This is a genomic window from Enterobacter sp. BNK-16, assembly GCF_048684955.1.
Lineage (GTDB): Bacteria > Pseudomonadota > Gammaproteobacteria > Enterobacterales > Enterobacteriaceae > Enterobacter > Enterobacter bugandensis.
In genome coordinates, this window is record NZ_JBLQTQ010000001.1 from 4,166,946 (window position 1) to 4,184,804 (window position 17,859).

Consider the following 17,859-nt stretch of genomic DNA (forward strand, 5'->3'; position numbering starts at 1 on the left):
GTTGCAATGATAACGTTCCCCTTTGTGTTCAAGTGACGAGTTTGCGAGCAAAGCGATGATTAAGTGGCCCTGGAAAACGAATGAGGCTGGCCGGGATATGGCGCTGCCGTGGGATGACGCGCTGGCGATCCCTGTTCTGGCGAATCTTAAGCCGGATGAACAATCGAAGCTGGTTCAGATGGCGGATCGTTTTTTGCAGCAAAAACGCCTGGTGCCGCTGCAGGGGTTCGAGCTTGATCCGCTGAAAAACGCCCGCATCGCCCTGCTTTTCTGCCTGCCGGTGCTGGAGCTCGGCATTGAGTGGCTGGACGGTTTTCATGAAGTGCTGATTTATCCTGCACCGTTCGTCGTCGATGACGAGTGGGAGGATGATATCGGGCTGGTACACAACCAGCGGGTGGTGCAGTCCGGGCAAAGCTGGCAGCAGGGGCCAATTATCCTGAACTGGCTCGACATTCAGGACTCGTTCGACGCCTCGGGCTTTAATCTGATTATTCACGAGGTGGCGCATAAGCTTGATACCCGCAACGGCGATCGCGCCAGCGGCGTGCCTTTTATTCCGCTACGTGAAGTCGCAGGATGGGAGCACGACCTGCATGCGGCAATGGATAACATCCAGGATGAGATCGATCTGGTGGGCGAAAGCGCGGCCAGCATTGATGCCTATGCGGCAACTGACCCCGCCGAGTGCTTTGCGGTGCTCTCGGAGTACTTCTTCAGCGCCCCCGAACTCTTCGCGCCCCGTTTCCCGGCGCTGTGGCAGCGTTTCAGCCAGTTTTATCAGCAGGATCCGCTCCAGCGCCTGCGGCAAAATGAGGGCGCTGGCGGCCCTTCATCCCACCACGTCCATTAATTTTTTTCGACAGGGGTACGCTCGGTTAACCGTACCCCGATGCTCAGCGCTAAAAACAGCGCCGCTACGCCAAAGGCCGCCGTCGTTAAATACTGTTCGCCGAAAAAGCGCGTCACAACGGGCACCAGCAGCGCGCTGACGCCATAGCCCAGCGTATGGCTGGTCGCAATAGCGCCCGCCCCCTTCCCCGTGGTCAGGCGATCGTTCAGCAGCAGCTGATAGCCCGGCGTTGCCATTGCCGCGCCGAGCGAAGTGATAGCAATCCCCACATAGAACAGCGCCAGTTCGGCGATACACATTAGCGCCAGCCCAGCCACCATCAGCACCGCCGCCATGCAAAGCAGGGTCAGCGGGCTGAAATGCTGCGGACGAACCACCAGGAACTGCGCCGCGAGCGTAGCCAGCGCGGCCAGGCTCAGCAGGAGCGCAACATGATGGCTGATATCCCGGGCGTTGCCGTCCAGCAAGGGGCTGAGGTGCGGTGACAGGCCGAGCTGCATCAGGCTCACCAGCGCCGCCAGCAGCATCGCCAGCAGCAGGAACGGCAGCATGGACATCTGCAGACGGGTCGCCTGGTGTGCCACCGGCGGCAGCGGCGGATCCGCCACCTCCCGCAGCACCAGCAGCAGAGCGATTAACGGCGCGATCGCCATCAGCCAGAGCGGCGCGACCGGGTTAACGCTGAGCATCAGCGCCGCCAGCGGAGGCCCCAGCAGGCGGCCGCAGCTTAGGCCGGAACTGATGGTTGCCAGCGCCGCCATGCGTTTATCCAGGCCCGCACGCTGAATGGCCCACGTCTGCGCGGCAGGCACCATGCCCGACACCGTCAGGCCATACAGCAGACGCGAGAGGATCAGCCCCGCCAGCCCCCAGGTGCTTTCCAGCCTCCCTGCCGCCATCGCCCACACCACCAACGCCATGACGCCAAAGCTGGCGAGATAGCCGCTGAGGGAGGCCACCATAACGACCTTACAGCCGCGGCGCTCGCTCTGGCGTCCCCACCAGGGGGACGCGGGTAAAAAAAGCATGGAGCCGAACATCAGCAGCCCGGCCCAGACCGAGAGTGAAAGTCCGGTCAGGGTCACCAGCTGCGGAAGCATGACCAGCAAACCGTTTTGCCCGATGCCCAGCAGGCCCGCGCAGAGCGCCAGGGGCCAGTTGGCTTTGGAGGTGATGTTTTCGGTCAACGTTTCAGAATCAGCGCGCATGAGAATGTGAACATAGTGTCAATAAATGTGTGGAAATTATGAAGTTAATGAAAACAAATATTGCAAAAATAGTTGCCACTGTAAACAGAATGAATATCATAACGAGAATTATTATCAGTCATGGAATGAGGTACATCTATGCGTGCTCTGCCCCGCTCTGCCGGTACAGACGTTGCAGCCCAGTGTTTTTTAAACGCCCTGTTACGCGAAACGAAGGACTGGCGCTATCTCCCTGCAGCCGCAGCGGATGAGTTAGCGCACATTCATATTCCACTCTCTTCCTCCCAGGCCCTTCGGGTTCCGGTACGCTATTTCTCCCCAACCCAGCACCATCAGTACCGTTTCCCGGCAACGCTTATTCAGAGCGATAGCGACAGTGGTGACGCCGTCACTTTCACTCAACTGATTGATTTAATTCTTGAAAAACCCTCAGTAAAAGGCTCACTGGATGCCGATACGCTGACGCGTTTTAAACAGCGCGCGCTGGAAAGCCATGCCCATACCTGGCAGGCGATTGATTTGCGCCACGGCTGGGCAACGCTGCGCGACAAGCCCCTGACGTTTGCCGAAGCGGAACAGGCGCTGCTGGTGGGCCACGCGTTTCATCCTGCGCCAAAATCCCACGAGCCGTTCAACGAAACCGAGGCGCGCCGGTATCTGCCGGATTTCGGCTCCCGCTTCCCGCTGCGCTGGTTTGCCGTTGAGAGCACGCTCGTTGCCGGCGACAGCCTTAACGTCTCCCTGCGCGAGCGTCTGCTGCGCTTCGCCGCCCAGAGCGCGCCCGATCTGCTCGGCCATTTCACCGACACCCGCTGGCTGCTGCCGATGCATCCGTGGCAGGCCGACTATCTGCTGGAGCAGGACTGGTGTCAGCGTCTGGCGGCAAACGGTTCATTACAGGACCTGGGTGAAGCGGGCGCACAGTGGCTGCCCACCAGCTCCTCACGCTCGTTGTACAGCGAAACCAACAGCGACATGATTAAATTCTCCCTCAGCGTGCGCCTGACCAACTCCGTGCGCACGCTGTCGGTCAAAGAGGTTAAGCGCGGTATGCGCCTGGCGCGGCTGGCGAAAACAGAACGCTGGCAAGATTTACAGGCCCGCTACCCGACCATGCGCGTGATGCAGGAAGACGGCTGGGCAGGACTGCGTGATGAAAGCGGCGTCGTTCAGGAAGAGAGCCTGATGGCCCTGCGCGTTAACCTGCTGTTCGATACGCCAGACACCCAGACCAACGTGCTGGTCAGCCTGACGCAGGCCGCGCCTGACGGCGGCGACAGCCTGCTGGCCGCAGCGGTACGCCGTCTTAGCCAGCGTCTGGATTTACCGCTCGCCCAGGCCGCCCGCTGCTGGCTGGACGCCTACTGCGACCGCGTGTTGCTTCCGCTGTTCAGCGCCGAGGCGGACTACGGTCTGGTGCTGCTGGCGCACCAGCAAAATATCCTCGTTGAGATGCAGCAGGATTTCCCCGTCGGGCTGATCTACCGCGACTGCCAGGGCAGCGCCTGGACCGAAGGGGCCGACGCGTGGCTGAAAGAGGCGGGCGAAACCGACGTGGAAAACCGCTTCGGTGAAAGCCAGCTGCTGCGCTACTTCCCTTATTACCTGCTGCTGAACTCCACCCTTGCCGTCACCGCCGCTCTCGCCGCCGCCGGTTTCGACAGCGAAGAGCACCTGATGTCCCGCGTGCGTGACGCGCTGGCCGGGCTGCGCACGACGGCGAAGCAGACCCGCTGCCTCGACTACGTGCTCGACAGCCCGACCTGGAACTGCAAAGGCAACTTCTTCTGCTACCTGCACGATCGCAATGAGAACACCATCGTCGATCCGGCGGTGATCTATTTCGACTTTAGCAACCCGTTTTACAAGGAGAAGGCGTGATGGCCATCGCGAATATCGTCCATTCCGGCTACGGCTTTCGCTGCACCGCAACGGAACAAAATCTGCCGCTGACGCTGGGTCTTGACGGCAGCGCGGTGCTGGAGCGTCTGACCGGGATCCCGGCCGGCTGGCTGGTGGAAGCCCTCGATCAGCTGTTTGTTGCCGCGCCGGCTCTGACCGGCATTACCCTGCCGTGGGCTGACTGGCAGGATGAACCCCAGGCGCAGGCGCTGTTTAGCCAGGCCCACGGGGATTATCTGGCGCGTGCAACCTTCTGGCAGCTGCCGCTGTGGCTGAAAGGCGAACGTCCGCAGGCAAGCGGCGGGATGCAGTTTGATGAGAGCCGCCAGCTTTACTTCCCGCTGCGTCCTCGTCGCCCGCAGGGCGAGGTGTATCGCCGTTACGATCCGCAAATCAAGCGCACTTTGAGCTTCCGCGTGGCGGACGTGGCGCTGGACGGCGAGCGTTTCACTCAATGGATGAATAACCCGCGCGTGAACGCCTTCTGGGAGATGGCGGGCCCGCAGGCCGAGCAGGAAATCTACCTGCGCCGCCAGCTTGACTCGACCTACTGCTACCCGGTTATCGGCTGCTTCGACGACCAGCCGTTTGGCTATTTTGAACTCTACTGGGCGGCAGAAGACCGCATTGGCCGCCACTACCGCTGGCAGCCGTTTGACCGCGGGCTGCACATGCTGGTGGGCGAAGAAAACTGGCGCGGCGCGCAGTATATCCGCAGCTGGCTGCGCGGCCTGAGCCACTATCTGTATCTCGATGAACCGCGCACCGCGCGCATCGTGGCCGAGCCGCGCTTCGACAACCAGCGCCTGTTCCGCCATCTGGCCTCCGCCGGTTTCGACACGGTGAAAGAGTTCGACTTCCCGCACAAGCGCTCGCGCCTCATCATGAGCCAGCGTCACCGCTTCTTCAGCGAGGTGGGCCTGTGAACGCGCTCTGGCAGAAAGTGAACCGCGAGATGGTGGCGAAGATCCTCGCCGAGCTGGAATACGAACGCACCCTGCGCGCTGAGCCGGTTTCATCGGACGGCTGGCGCATCGCCATGGGCAACGAGTCCTGGCAGTTTCGCGCCGCGCGCGGGATCTGGGGCTGGCTGCATATCGACCCGGACAGCCTGACCACCGCCAGCGGCGCCGCCGTGGAAGCGGAAAGCGCGCTGCTGCAGCTGGCGACGGTGCTGGAGATGAGCGACGCGCAAACGGCGGAGCACATGGAAGATCTCTACGCCACGCTGCGCGGCGACATGCAACTGCTGCAGGCGCGTGAAGCGCTGGACGCGGACGCGCTGATCCACCTCGACCCGGACGAATTACAGTGTCTGATGAGCGGCCACCCGAAGTTTATTTTCAACAAAGGCCGCCGCGGCTGGGGTCTGGACGCGCTGCGCCAGTACGCGCCGGAATACCGCGGGCGCTTCCGCCTGCACTGGGTCGCCGTCCAGCGTGAACATCTGGTCTGGAGCAGCGACGCCGATTGCGACATTCACGCTCTGCTGGCCAGCACCATGGACGATGCCGAGCGCGCCCGGTTTGACGCTCGCTGGCAGGCGCTGGGTCTCGACGACGGCTGGCTGCCCGTGCCGCTGCACCCGTGGCAGTGGCAGCAAAAAATTGCCATTCATTTTCTTGCGCAGCTGGCGCGCGGTGAAATGGTTGAGCTGGGCGAGTTTGGCGATGAGTACCTGGCCCAGCAGTCCCTGCGCACGCTCACCAACGCCAGCCGTCGCGCGCCGTATGACATCAAGCTGCCGCTGACCATCTACAACACCTCCTGCTATCGCGGCATTCCGGGCAAGTACATTGCCGCCGGTCCTCTGGCCTCGCGCTGGCTGCAGCAGCAGTTCGCCGCTGACGCCACGCTGATCCGCTCTGGCGCGCAGGTGCTGGGCGAACCCGCCGCCGGGTATCTGTCGCATCCGGGTTACGCGGCGCTGCCGAAAGCGCCCTACCGCTATCAGGAGATGCTGGGCGTGATCTGGCGCGAGAACCCATCCTGCTATCTGCAGGACGGCGAACAGGCGGTGCTGATGGCGGCGCTAATGGAAACCGACAACGCCGGGCGCCCGCTGATCGACGCGTGGATCACGCGCTCGGGGTTAAGCGCCGACGCGTGGCTGGAAAAGCTGTTCGAGGCAACGGTGATCCCGTTCTACCATCTGCTCTGCCGCTACGGCGTGGCGCTTATCGCCCACGGCCAGAACGTGACGCTGGTGATGAAGGACTACGTCCCGCAGCGCATCCTGCTGAAGGATTTCCAGGGCGATATGCGCCTGGTGGACGAGGATTTCCCACAGGCGCAGAGCCTGCCGGAGCAGGTAAAAGCGGTGACGGCGCGCCTGAGCGCGGATTACATCATCCACGACCTGCAAACCGGCAACTTTGTGACGGTGCTGCGCTTTATTTCACGCCTCACGCTGCAAAGCGGCGTCAGCGAAACGCGTTTCTATCAGACCCTCGCCGGGGTGCTGCACCGCTATATGGCCGCGCACCCGGAGCTTGCGGAGCGCTTTGCGAAATTCGATCTGTTTAAGCCGCAGATTATTCGCGTGATCCTCAACCCGGTCAAACTGACCTTCTCCGAACACGACGGCGGCAGCCGCATGCTGCCGAACTACGTCACCGATCTTGATAACCCTCTTTTTCTGGCCTCCCGGGAGTCCGCGCAATGAAAACCTATGATTTCATCGGCATTGGTATTGGCCCGTTTAACCTCAGCGTCGCCGCCCTCGCAGAAGGTCTGGACGGCTTTAGCTCGCTGTTCCTTGAGCGTAAACCGCACTTCTCCTGGCACCCGGGCATGATGGTGCCGGACTGCCACATGCAGACCAGCTTCCTGAAGGATCTGGTCAGCGCCGTGGAGCCGACCAACCGCCACAGCTTTCTGAACTACCTGGTGCAGCGCAAAAAGTTCTACCGCTTCCTGACCACCGAGCAGCGCACGGTTTCCCGCGAAGAGTTTGCGGACTACCTGTGCTGGGCGGCGGACAACCTCACCAACCTCGCCTTCAGCCAGCAGGTGCAGCAGGTGAGCTTTGATGAGCAACGCGGCCTGTTTGAGGTGGTGACCCAGCGCGACCGCTTCCTGGCGCGCCACGTCTGTGTGGGGATTGGCAAACAGATCAACCTGCCTGACTGCGTCACGGCGCAGGACGATACCTGCTTCCACGCCAGCGAGATGATGCTGCGCACGCCGGATCTCGCCGGCAAGCGCGTCACCGTTGTCGGCGGCGGCCAGAGCGGCGCCGACCTGTTCCTGAATATTTTCCGCGGCGAATGGGGCCAGCCGCTGAGCCTGAATTGGGTCTCGCGCCGCAATAACTACAACGCACTGGATGAAGCCGCCTTTGCTAACGAGTATTTCACGCCGGAGTACGTGGACAGCTTCTCCACGCTCGGTGAAGAGGCGCGTCGTCAGATGCTGCACGAGCAGAAGATGACCTCCGACGGCATCACCACCGAGTCACTGCTGGCGATTTACCGCGCCATGTACCACCGCTTCGAAGTGCTGCGTGAAAAACCCTGGGCGCACCTGATGCCGTCCCGCTCGGTGACGGCCCTGACGCGCCAGGAAAACGGTCAGCGCCTGAGCATACAGCATCACCTCGACGGCGGCCACGAGCAGTTGGAGAGCGACGTGGTGATTTTCGCCACCGGCTACCGCGCCGTGCAGCCCGCGTTCCTCGCGCCGCTGTCTCACCGCCTGCATCTGGATGCGGACGAAGCGTTCTGCATTAACAACGATTTCACCCTCGAATGGGACGGTCCGCAGAGCAACCGCCTGTTCGCCGTGAACGCCGGGATGCACCGTCTCGGCATTGCCGAACCCCAGCTCAGCCTGATGGCCTGGCGCGCGGCGCGAATTCTGAATCGCGCACATGCCGACGAGCCGTTTGAACTGGCCACCACCCCTGGCGTTATCCACTGGCGGAGCACCACCAGCCCGGAGAGCAGCCAGGTTTTTAAATCGTTAGCAAAAACCACTGAGTACTGACACACACAATCAGGATCAACATAACAATGAAACGTTCTCATCTTTGGGTTTTAAATCCTTGCTTGCTTGCAATGCTTTCTACCTCTGCGTGGGCGGAAGAACAAAAGGAAGAAAATATCGTGGTCTCTGCCAGCCGCGCGCACCGAAGCGTGGCCGAGATGGCGCAGACCACCTGGGTCATTGAACGCTCTGAGATCGAGCAGCAGGTTCAGGGCGGGAAAGAGATTAAAGAGGTGCTGGCGCAGTTGATCCCGGGTATGGACGTCAGCAGCCAGGGGCGTACCAACTACGGCATGAACCTGCGCGGCCGCTCCATGATGGTGATGGTGGACGGCGTGCGCCTGAACTCGTCCCGCAGCGACAGCCGCCAGCTCGACTCCATCGACCCGTTCAACATTGACCGCATCGAAGTCATCTCCGGCGCCACGTCATTGTACGGCGGCGGCAGCACCGGCGGCCTGGTGAACATCGTCACCAAAAAGGGCCAGCCGGAGACCGAAGTTGAGTTCCAGACCGGAGCAAAAAGCGGGTTTAACAGCCACAATGACCACGATGAGAACGTGTCGGCTGCGGTCAGCGGCGGCAACGACAACGCCTCCGGTCGTCTGTCGGTGTCGTATCAGCGCTATGGCGGCTGGTATGACGGCAACGGCGACGAGGTGATCATCGACAACACCCAGACCGGCCTACAGTATTCCGACCGTATTGATGTGATGGGAACAGGCACCCTCAACATCGACGATCACCAGCAGCTGCAGCTCACTACCCAGTACTACAAGAGCGAGTCCGACGGCAAGCATGGGCTGTATCTCGGGAAGAACTTCTCGGCGGTAACGGGCGATGCCACCGCGTACAACAAGGATAATCTCGACTCTGACCGCGTGCCGGGCACCGAGCGCCATCTGATTAACCTGCAGTACTCCAATACTGATTTCTGGGGCCAGGATCTGGTCGCGCAGATTTACTACCGTGACGAGAGCCTGACCTACTACCCGTTCCCGACCCTGACCAAAGGCGTGGTGAGCAGCATCGGCGCGTCGCAGCAGAAAACCGATTTCTACGGCGGCAAGCTGACGCTGAACAGCAAGCCGGTGGACGATTTAACGCTGACCTGGGGTGTCGATGCCGACCACGAAACGTTCGATGCCAACCAGCAGTTCTTTGACCTGAGCAAAGCGGCGGCGAGCGGCGGCATGGAGCTGGACAACGCCTACAACGTGGGCCGTTATCCGGGCTACAGCATCACCAACCTCGCCCCGTTCCTGCAGGCGAGCTATGACATTGACGCCATCACCCTGAGCGGCGGCGTGCGCTACCAGTACACCGAGAACAAGGTGGACGACTTTGTTGGCTACGCCCAGCAGCAAGCCATCGCCACCGGGAAAGCCACCTCCGCCGACGCGGTGCCGGGCGGGAAAACCGATTACAACAACTTCCTGTTTAACGCCGGGATCCTCGGTCGTCTGACCGAACAGCAGCAGCTATGGTTTAACTTCTCCCAGGGCTTTGAAATTCCTGACCTGGCGAAGTACTACGGCTCCGGCACCTACCAACTCAGCAACGGCCACTATCGCCTGCTGAACAGCGTGAACGTCAACGACTCAACGCTGGACGGCATCAAGGTCAACGCCTACGAGCTGGGCTGGCGCTTCACCGGTGACAACCTGCGCACGCAGGTCGCGGCGTATTACTCGCTCTCGGATAAAACCATCACCATCAACAAGACGGATATGACCATCAACCTGGAAGACGACAAGCGTCGTATCTACGGGATTGAAGGCCAGGTGGACTATTTCTTCACCGACAGCGACTGGAGCACCGGCGCGAACTTTAACGCCATCAAGTCTGAAACCCGTGAAAACGGGAAGTGGGAGAAGCTGACGGTCGACAGCGCCAGCCCGTCGAAAGCCAGCGCATGGGTCAACTGGGCGCCGGGCGACTGGACCCTGCGCGTGCAGAGCACGCAGACCTTTGACGTGTCTGACGCTGACGGCAAGAAGATCGATGGCTATAACACGGTCGATTTCCTGGGCAGCTACGCCCTGCCGGTGGGGAAAGTCAGCTTCAGCGTGGAAAACCTGCTGGACAAAGACTACACCACCGCCTGGGGCCAGCGCGCGCCGGGGCTGTATAGCCCAACCTACGGTGCACCGGGCCTGTACACCTATAAAGGCCGCGGACGTACGTTTGGTCTGAACTACTCCGTACTGTTCTGATCCTTCGCGCCGCCTGCGGGCGGCGCATTTCGTTGTGTAATTTCAACGCGAATTTGCTATAAAATCAGCGATTTGCTGAAATAGTCGGCAAACGAACAAAAAGCGCGTTTTCACCCTTTGACAAGGCGTACCGAGGTCGATAATATGCGCCTCGTTCACACGATTCCTCTGTAGTTCAGTCGGTAGAACGGCGGACTGTTAATCCGTATGTCACTGGTTCGAGTCCAGTCAGAGGAGCCAAATTTGAAAAGCCTGCTTTTAAAGCAGGCTTTTTGCTTTTCTGCGTCTCTGATGCTAACTCAGAATTGCATCCAGCCTGGCAAGCACTTCATTTACAACGGCATCAGGTATGCGTTCCAGCCGCATGCCGTTTCGGGCAGCCATATCAATAGTTCTGGGCTGGTCGCAGCGAATAACGCCCATCGTTTTTGTCCCCGCCCCTTCCAGTGAAACGGTGAAACCTGCCGTGCGAGCAAAGTTACCGCCGCTGGTGACGGGAACCACTACCGGTAGCCGGGTCAGCTTGTTAAACGATGCCTTCGACACGATGAGAACCGGACGTTTTCCACTTTGCTCGTGGCCTGCAATCGGATCCAGTGAAACAAGCCAGATTTCCCCTCTGTCCATTTACAGGATCTCCTTTCCTACCGCAGGCGCATCAATCCATTCCCGATCCTCTTCACTCATTTCAGCGTGCGGATCGCACTGCGCCAGCAGCTCCTCAAGCGAATAATGAGGCCGTTTTTGGGGTTCAATGATCAGGCAGCCATTGTTAATGGTCATGCCGACTTCGCTGTCCGTCGACAGCTCCAGCGTTTTCAACACGGCGGGAGGAACCGCCAACATGATGGATCCGCCGACCTTTTTCAGGCGAGTTTTATACATAGCGCACCTCCTAATATTATATTTTAATATAACATTTATGCCAGGAGATGCGCAGTTATTCATCAGATTCATGGTGATTTCCTTTTCGTAATTAAGTGGGCAGAGAGCCGTTATCCATCGAAGGGCAGCGCTGGTGGGAACGAATTGCGTCACTAAGAAGGCTGATAATAAAAAACTGTTTTTACGGTTAAAAGAATTATGGCGGATCGGATAAACGAAATGCGAGGCGGCTTCCGCATCGGGAGAATGGTGGGGGCCAGGCTAAGGTCAACCCCCTCATGGCTTCATAACGATGCGGCCAAGCGGTTTCGCTGTCTCGGCGTATTCATGGGCCGCGGCGGCGTTAGCCAGGGGGAAGATTCGATCAATGACAACCCTGATGCACCCTGCCGCTACAGCCTGCAACATCTCGTCCACGCTTGCCCGAACCTCAGGCCTTTCAAAAAGGGGGCCCATGAATACCCCCATGAGCGTCTGGTTAGACTGCATTGCCGGCCATAAGTCGGCTGTAAGGCTGCCACCGCCCGCATTACCGACGAAAACAAGACGCCCTTCCGGCGCGAGAGCAGAAAGCGACGCAGGCAACGTCGTCCCTACCGGATCGATGACGAGGTTAACACCGGTGCCACGAGTGACCTGTCGGACACTCTCCACGACGTTATTCTCTACACGATCCACAACATGATCGGCCCCCAGTTCCAGCAACCGGTTTTTTCGCTGCGTTCCGCTTGCCACGCCGATGACCGTCGCGCCAGCTTGTGAGGCAAGCTGAACGGCCGCGAGCCCCACGCCACCCGCTGCTGCCTGAATCAGAACGGTTTCTCCGTGCCGGAGCATGCCGCGTGTGAAGAGGCAGTGATATGCGGTTCCAAAGGAGATCGGTACCACCGCCGCTTCTGCTGCATCCACTCCGTCTGGTAAAAGCCAGGTTCGTTCCGCAGGCACAGCCCAACGTTCCGCATGCGATCCCTGCATGCTAAAAGCAGTCACTCTGTCCCCAACCTTGCGGCTACGGACTTTCGACCCGACGGCAACCACCGTCCCCGCGGCCGCGTAGCCAACGATCCATGAAGGAAAAGGCGGCGGAGTTGAACGTCGGTTGATCAGATCTCCCCCTTCAATTGAGATAGCCTCGACTGAAATCAGCACATCGTCAGGCCCTGCGACCGGATCCGGAACATAGACATATTGCAGGACGCCGGGAGCGCCTTCCACGTCATAAACCGCTGCCTTCATAAATTTTCCTCTGACTTGCCTTTTGACCGTCGGAAAGATCCGTAACGCTCAGGGTAGCCTGGCAATCACCTTTATCTCAAACTGGAATCCGTACAGCCACGTCACGCCGATCCCGGTCAAGGTTGGGTAAGGTGCTTCCCCCCAGTATTCTGGCAGGACACTCCAGATAGCGTCGAGGTTTGACTCGGGATCGACAACAAAAAGGGTAACGTCAACCACGTCATCGAACGTGCAGCCCGCAGCCGTGAGAACAGCATTAAGGTTATCAAACGCCAGACGGATCTGCGCTTTTATATCCTCTTCAGGCGAACCATCTTCCCGGCTACCCACCTGCCCCGAAACAAACAAGAAGCCATTAGATTTGATGGCCGGTGAATAGCGATTGCGCTCATAGAGCGCCCGGCGCCCGAAGGGAAAAACGGCTTCGCGTGTTGTCATATATGTACCTTTGTAATGGGGCGAACTCTGCCCGTTGAACATACAGACACTTTACAGGCGCCAGATCGGGCGGATAAACAAGCGACTTTGTCCATCATTGTTTGTAATATCCAAACAATCGGTGAAAAGAGAGGACATGGGATGGATCGTTTTGATGCGATGCGCGCCTTTGCTCGCGTGGTGGAGGCAGGCAGCTTCACAAAGGCTGCCCAAACGCTCCATATGAGCAAAACCACGGTGACGCAGCTTATTCAGCAGCTGGAAGCGCGCCTGCGCGTTAAGCTGCTCCATCGCACCACCCGCAGGCTCGGCGTCACTCCCGATGGCGCGGTCTACTACGAGCGCGTTATCCGCCTGCTGGCGGACATGAAAGATGCAGAAAACAGCCTGTCCAGTGCGGCGATGACGCCCAGGGGACGGCTACGGGTGGATGTGCCCACTCCTCTCGCCCGCCTTGTGCTGGTGCCCGCGCTACCGGCTTTTCACGCGCGCTACCCTGATATCCAGTTCGACATGGGCGTAAGTGACCGGGTGGTGGATCTGATTGGCGACAACGTGGATTGCGTCCTGCGGGGTGGCGAAATCAACGACCAGTCCCTGATCGCACGCCATGTCGGCGATTTGCAAATCGGTGTTTACGTTGCACCGAGTTATGTGGAACGCCTCGGCGCCCCCGCGCATCCGCGAGAGCTGGAAAACACGGACCATCGCATCGTGGGATTCTTGTCCTCACGCACCGGTAAGATTGATCCTCTGGTGCTGCACGGTAAGAGTGAACGTATTAAAATTACGGGTAACTATGTGCTTGCAGTGGATGATGGCAATGCTTACCTCGAAGCTGGACTTGCGGGATTGGGTGTGATTGCGCTGCCGGTCTATATGGCGGCAGCACATCAGGCTCGCGGTGCCTTGATTCCGCTATTTGAACGCTGGCGTATTGCTCCAATGCCCCTGTACCTGGCATTCCCGCCTAACCGCCATGTCAACGCTAAACTGCGCGTTTTTATTGACTGGATTGTTGAGTTGATGCAGCAGCATGTCCCTACTTCTACCATTAAGTGACTACATCTATTCGCTCATCACCGCCGATTGGTGGTCATTCAGGCGGTTTTGACAGAAAGGGAAATATTTATTTGTCTGTTACTGGCAAAGTCGAACCCATTCAGAGGAGCCATTTTTGAAAAGCCTGCTTTTGAAGCCGGCTTTTTGCATTTGTGACCCACTAATAGTTACCAAGCGGATTCTTTTCACAGGCAATACCGCAAATGCCCTCAAGTTCGGCTTCGAGTGTTTTAACCAACGATTGAAGATAGTCTGGCCCTTCCTGATACTGGCGACGTTGTAACTGGTATTCTTCGGTAGAGAGCAAAGTTAATCGTTCTTTGACTCGCTCACCGCATGACGCTATCTCTTCAATAAAATCAATATCATAAAATGGAAGAATTTCTTTAGTTTTGTTATTAAAAACGATGACTTTGACGCTATGAGCATCCAGAACTTCAATGAATTTTTTATCACAGGTTAAGATTGCGGGAAAAAAGAATGCCGCGTTTTTATCAATATTTAAGGTAATAACAAATTCGAGAAAGCGCTGATGGCGAAGATCCCAGGCCATACCTCTAACGTACTCCCAAAATCCCGCCGTATTACGGTTCACTTTGTGAAAAAAGGCTTCCTTAGAACCATTTTCAAAAAAACGCTTAGCGAGCAAAATCTCTCTAATGCCAAAGAAATGGGCTTCATTGTGAGTAAATTCTAGCAGTTCGAGTAATTTTTCCTGCACCTGCTTAGCACTTGTTTTTGGGTTCCGCAGGTGAATCGCGCACATTTTTAACACATATACATATAAGCGATTATAGTCACGAGCCAGCTCTTCCATTAGCGACTTATTTATAAACTCATAATTTTTACGTGCCATATATTGCTGCGTTTTAGCTATAATTTCCTGTTCAGACACATTAAATTTTAACTGCCTATGCTGCTGCCAAGCCGCAACATCCAGGTTGCGTAACATCTCATAAGCTCGAATGCGTTCGAAGATTTTTTCCTGTTTATTGAGATCGCTAAAATTACAAAGATTTTCGAGTTCATACAGCAAAGGATCAACATTGACTTCCTCTCTGGCGATGAAGTCAAAAATTTCTTCAAAATCATCGGGAAGTCGCGATCTTTGCCCTTCAAAGAAAGGCTTAAGATAACTTAATACCTGCGTATCGAGCGAGATAGAATAGTCGATGGGAAATGTAACGCTGTTACCTGAGATAAACATTTCTCTGAATATGTCTGGTGTAAGAATAAACACATGCGGCGTTTTGAATAAGCTACGCACGGCAGAACCACTGCTGAAGTTCATGTTAACCGATAAGCCCGGAGTCGCACCTTTCTCCGCTGCAAAAATGAAGGTATAATCGTCAAGATAGTGGTAATAGAGTGCATATTGTTGAACAGCCGCCTCAAGATTTCCTGAGTGGCAGATATCATAAATAAAATCATGAATAACATTTGCCATTGTGCCCTCCCGGCATCGACCTAGCATCCATTTTTAACACGCCTAAGCTTTTGCTATCAATATTCAGTATTTATTCCTGCATGCATACTTCATAAAATTTATGCCGCGATACTAACGCACCGGGCATAAACGATAACAGACTGCTTGTCTAAGTTGGATTATTAAATTTGATAATCAATCGCCACTTCTTCCGGCTCCATTACCTGGCGTTTGATCTCGTCCACCGACAGCCCGGCATTGCACAGCTCGATAAAGCGCCACACATAGTTGCGCTGCAGCTGCCCGCGCTTCAGGCCCAGCCAAACTGTATTGGCGTCAAACAGATGCCGCGTATCCAGGCGCACCAGGTTCCCGTCTTCGCGTTCTCCGCTGGACTGTTCCGCCACCAGGCCAATGCCCAGACCCAGCTCGACGTAGGTTTTGATCACGTCAGAGTCCTGCGCGCTCAGCACGATGTCCGGCGTTAATCCTTTACGGTTGAAGGCCTCGTCTATGCGCGAGCGTCCGGTTATGCCCTGGCGATACGTGATCAGCGGCCATTTCGCGATCGCTTCCAGCGTCAGCGGTGAAACCTGATTCAACGGATGATCGAGCGGGAGCAACAGGCTGTGGTACCAGCGGAACCAGGGAAAGGCCACCAGCAGCGGGTCGTTGCTCAATCGCTCGCTGGCAATGCCGATATCTGCCCCACCGTTTTGCAGCAGCCCTTCAATTTCCTGCGGCGTGCCCTGGATAAGCTCCAGACGGACGTCAGGGAAAAGTTCGCGGAACGCTTTAATCACCGGCGGCAGGCTGTAGCGCGCCTGGGTGTGGGTGGTGGCGATGGTGAGCACGCCGGAGGCATCGTTGGTGAAGAGATCCGCCAGGCGACGCACGTTGCTGGCCTCGTTGAGGATCCGCTCCGCGATGGTGAGCAATGCTTTACCCGGCTCCGTCATGCCGAGCAGGCGCTTGCCGCGGCGGATAAAGATTTCTATGCCCAGCTCCTCTTCCAGCTCGCGGATATGGCGGCTGACGCCGGACTGAGAGGTATAAAGCATATTGGCGACCTCGGTCAGGTTGTAGTCCCGCCTGGCCGCCTCACGGATAATTTTAAGTTGCTGGAAATTCACGATTCACTCCGGCGCATCTGACATAGCTCTATTGTTAGAGTCAGCCGAGCTGCAGAACAAATAATAAAAACCAGCATCTTATGCTTTTCTGGAATATCAGCTCACGAGCTGGAGTTCACGGTTCTCAAGCGACGGCTTGCTGACCAGCGACATCAAAATCTCTTTTACCGCCTGCGCCTGAGGCGAAAGCGAGCCGCGAGCGGACATGTTCAGCGACAGCGGCAGGCTCATCGAAGGCGTGGTGATCCGCGCCATCCAGCCGTTTGCCGCACCGCACAGCGAGCGCGCGGCGGATTCCGGCAGTACGGTGACACCCATTCCGCTGGCAATGGCCGCGGTCAGCGTGGAGATTGAGTCGATTTCGCCGATGATTTTGGCCGTCAGGCGGCGCAGGGAGAACGCTTCGTCCACGCGCACGCGCACGGCGCTGTAGTCGCGCGGCAGATAGAGGTTCATCTCTGCCACGGCGGTAAGATCGACACTCTGGCCCGGACAGTCGCGGGTGCCCACGAGGTAGAGATCTTCCTTGAGCAGCGGCTGGCTGGTGATCCCGGCAACCGGGGAGCGATCGTAAAGTACCGCCATGTCCAGCTGGCCGTTGAGCAGCTTGTCATTCAGTACAGAGCCACTGTTTTCATGCAGATAGACCAGCACTTCCGGCAGCTCAGCGCGCACGGCCTGCAGAAGCGGCATAGTGATAGAGGACGCCGCCGTTCCCGGTGCCAGCCCGATAGAAACGTGCCCGCTCAGTGTCTGGCCCACGTTGTTCACCGCCAGCTGCGCCTGTTCACACTGACGCAGGATAGTGCGGGCATGGGTATACAGGATCTTGCCTGCTTCCGTTGGCGTGACGCCGCGTTTGGTGCGGATCAGTAACTGCTGATCCATCTCGCCTTCCAGAGTAGCCACCTGCTGGCTCAGCGCAGGCTGCGCGATGTGCAGCACTTCTGCCGCTTGAGTCAGGCTGCCGATATCGACGATTTTTACGAAGTATTTCAGTCGTCTTAAGTTCATTTTGCCCCCTGTTCGAAATGCATTGCCGGAACCGGCTGTCGTTGTTGAACAGGTTTTGCAATATGAATGCCACTTTTACCGTGCGGTCTGAATTGTTCGCTAACCGCCTGAAAATAAGGAAACCTAATCATGGAGGGGGGATTTATTACTGAAACAGCAGTTTACGATCTGCCCCATTAGAGGTATATCCGCACCATTACGGTGCATTCCGCTGTCAAAAACATCATTTTGCCGATTTTGTCAGCAAACGATCAAAAGGCGTTGATCCACCCTTTGACAAGGCGAACGCAGGTCGATAATATGCGCCCCGTTCACACGATTCCTCTGTAGTTCAGTCGGTAGAACGGCGGACTGTTAATCCGTATGTCACTGGTTCGAGTCCAGTCAGAGGAGCCAAATTTGAAAAGCCTGCTTTTAAAGCAGGCTTTTTGCTTTTCTGCGCAAGGTAAATGCAAAACGGCAACTGGGTTGCCGTTTTTAGTGTGTTCCCCCTCTCCCG

The 17,859-nt window shown here is 57.4% G+C and carries 15 protein-coding genes and 2 tRNA genes; 9 read left to right on the plus strand and 8 right to left on the minus strand.

Annotated elements, in window-relative coordinates; translation table 11 throughout:
- Positions 1-55: 55 nt before the first annotated feature.
- Positions 56-853, plus strand: a complete 798-nt coding sequence (mtfA, locus tag ACMGGH_RS20120) for a DgsA anti-repressor MtfA (protein WP_045260370.1) — start codon at positions 56-58, stop codon at positions 851-853.
- On the opposite strand, the gene ACMGGH_RS20125 is transcribed toward mtfA, so the two are convergent.
- Entirely contained in the window at positions 850-2,061 is a 1,212-nt protein-coding gene (locus ACMGGH_RS20125) for an MFS transporter (RefSeq protein ID WP_041909217.1), read from the minus strand. The two genes, mtfA and ACMGGH_RS20125, sit on opposite strands and share 4 nt — an antisense overlap.
- 138 nt (positions 2,062-2,199) lie before the next feature.
- On the opposite strand from ACMGGH_RS20125, the gene ACMGGH_RS20130 reads away from it, so the two are divergent.
- From ACMGGH_RS20130 to ACMGGH_RS20155, 6 genes are all read left to right on the plus strand, one after another.
- Positions 2,200-3,942 (plus strand): IucA/IucC family protein, encoded by a 1,743-nt coding sequence (locus tag ACMGGH_RS20130; RefSeq protein WP_232948474.1) that lies wholly within the window; start codon positions 2,200-2,202, stop codon positions 3,940-3,942.
- Positions 3,942-4,889, plus strand: a complete 948-nt coding sequence (locus ACMGGH_RS20135) for a GNAT family N-acetyltransferase (protein WP_232948574.1) — start codon at positions 3,942-3,944, stop codon at positions 4,887-4,889. Before ACMGGH_RS20130 ends, ACMGGH_RS20135 begins: the two co-directional genes overlap by 1 nt.
- Positions 4,886-6,628: an aerobactin synthase IucC gene (gene iucC / locus ACMGGH_RS20140; protein ID WP_332909144.1), complete on the plus strand. Its 1,743-nt coding sequence runs from the start codon at positions 4,886-4,888 to the stop codon at positions 6,626-6,628. The genes ACMGGH_RS20135 and iucC overlap by 4 nt, the downstream gene beginning before the upstream one ends.
- The gene (locus ACMGGH_RS20145) at positions 6,625-7,950 is read left to right on the plus strand and encodes a lysine N(6)-hydroxylase/L-ornithine N(5)-oxygenase family protein (RefSeq protein WP_126818429.1); all 1,326 of its coding nucleotides are present in this window, start codon (positions 6,625-6,627) and stop codon (positions 7,948-7,950) included. Before iucC ends, ACMGGH_RS20145 begins: the two co-directional genes overlap by 4 nt.
- A gap of 26 nt (positions 7,951-7,976) precedes the next feature.
- The gene (locus ACMGGH_RS20150; protein ID WP_028013734.1) at positions 7,977-10,166 is read left to right on the plus strand and encodes a TonB-dependent siderophore receptor; all 2,190 of its coding nucleotides are present in this window, start codon (positions 7,977-7,979) and stop codon (positions 10,164-10,166) included.
- A 164-nt stretch (positions 10,167-10,330) separates the two neighbouring features.
- Positions 10,331-10,406 (plus strand) — tRNA-Asn (locus ACMGGH_RS20155).
- Between the two features lie 54 nt (positions 10,407-10,460).
- On the opposite strand, the gene ACMGGH_RS20160 is transcribed toward ACMGGH_RS20155, so the two are convergent.
- From ACMGGH_RS20160 to ACMGGH_RS20175, 4 genes are all read right to left on the minus strand, one after another.
- A complete protein-coding gene (locus ACMGGH_RS20160) occupies positions 10,461-10,793 on the minus strand; it encodes a type II toxin-antitoxin system PemK/MazF family toxin (RefSeq protein WP_028013735.1) in 333 nt (110 codons plus the stop codon).
- Positions 10,794-11,051: an antitoxin gene (locus ACMGGH_RS20165; protein ID WP_041909206.1), complete on the minus strand. Its 258-nt coding sequence runs from the start codon at positions 11,049-11,051 to the stop codon at positions 10,794-10,796. It abuts the gene before it with no gap.
- Between the two features lie 276 nt (positions 11,052-11,327).
- Entirely contained in the window at positions 11,328-12,287 is a 960-nt protein-coding gene (locus tag ACMGGH_RS20170) for a quinone oxidoreductase family protein (RefSeq protein WP_193053022.1), read from the minus strand.
- Positions 12,288-12,335: 48 nt separating this feature from the next.
- Positions 12,336-12,725 carry a RidA family protein gene (locus ACMGGH_RS20175; protein ID WP_028013738.1) on the minus strand — a complete coding sequence of 130 codons (390 nt, stop codon included), beginning with the start codon at positions 12,723-12,725 and terminating at the stop codon, positions 12,336-12,338.
- Between the two features lie 141 nt (positions 12,726-12,866).
- Between ACMGGH_RS20175 and ACMGGH_RS20180 the strand changes: the two genes are divergently transcribed.
- Positions 12,867-13,787, plus strand: a complete 921-nt coding sequence (locus tag ACMGGH_RS20180) for a LysR family transcriptional regulator (RefSeq protein WP_232948473.1) — start codon at positions 12,867-12,869, stop codon at positions 13,785-13,787.
- A gap of 160 nt (positions 13,788-13,947) precedes the next feature.
- Here ACMGGH_RS20180 and ACMGGH_RS20185 read toward each other — a convergent pair whose 3' ends face one another.
- The 3 genes from ACMGGH_RS20185 to nac all read right to left on the minus strand — a co-directional run bounded on the left by ACMGGH_RS20185 (position 13,948) and on the right by nac (position 17,360).
- Positions 13,948-15,234, minus strand: coding sequence for a hypothetical protein (locus ACMGGH_RS20185; RefSeq protein WP_232948472.1), 1,287 nt, complete (start codon positions 15,232-15,234; stop codon positions 13,948-13,950).
- A 161-nt stretch (positions 15,235-15,395) separates the two neighbouring features.
- Positions 15,396-16,346, minus strand: coding sequence for an HTH-type transcriptional regulator Cbl (gene cbl, locus ACMGGH_RS20190; protein WP_045260381.1), 951 nt, complete (start codon positions 16,344-16,346; stop codon positions 15,396-15,398).
- Between the two features lie 96 nt (positions 16,347-16,442).
- Complete coding sequence (gene nac, locus ACMGGH_RS20195; RefSeq protein WP_028013742.1) at positions 16,443-17,360, minus strand: nitrogen assimilation transcriptional regulator NAC; 918 nt, start codon at positions 17,358-17,360, stop codon at positions 16,443-16,445.
- Positions 17,361-17,680: 320 nt separating this feature from the next.
- Between nac and ACMGGH_RS20200 the strand changes: the two genes are divergently transcribed.
- Positions 17,681-17,756: transfer RNA gene (locus ACMGGH_RS20200), tRNA-Asn, on the plus strand.
- The last annotated feature ends 103 nt before the right edge of the window (positions 17,757-17,859 follow it).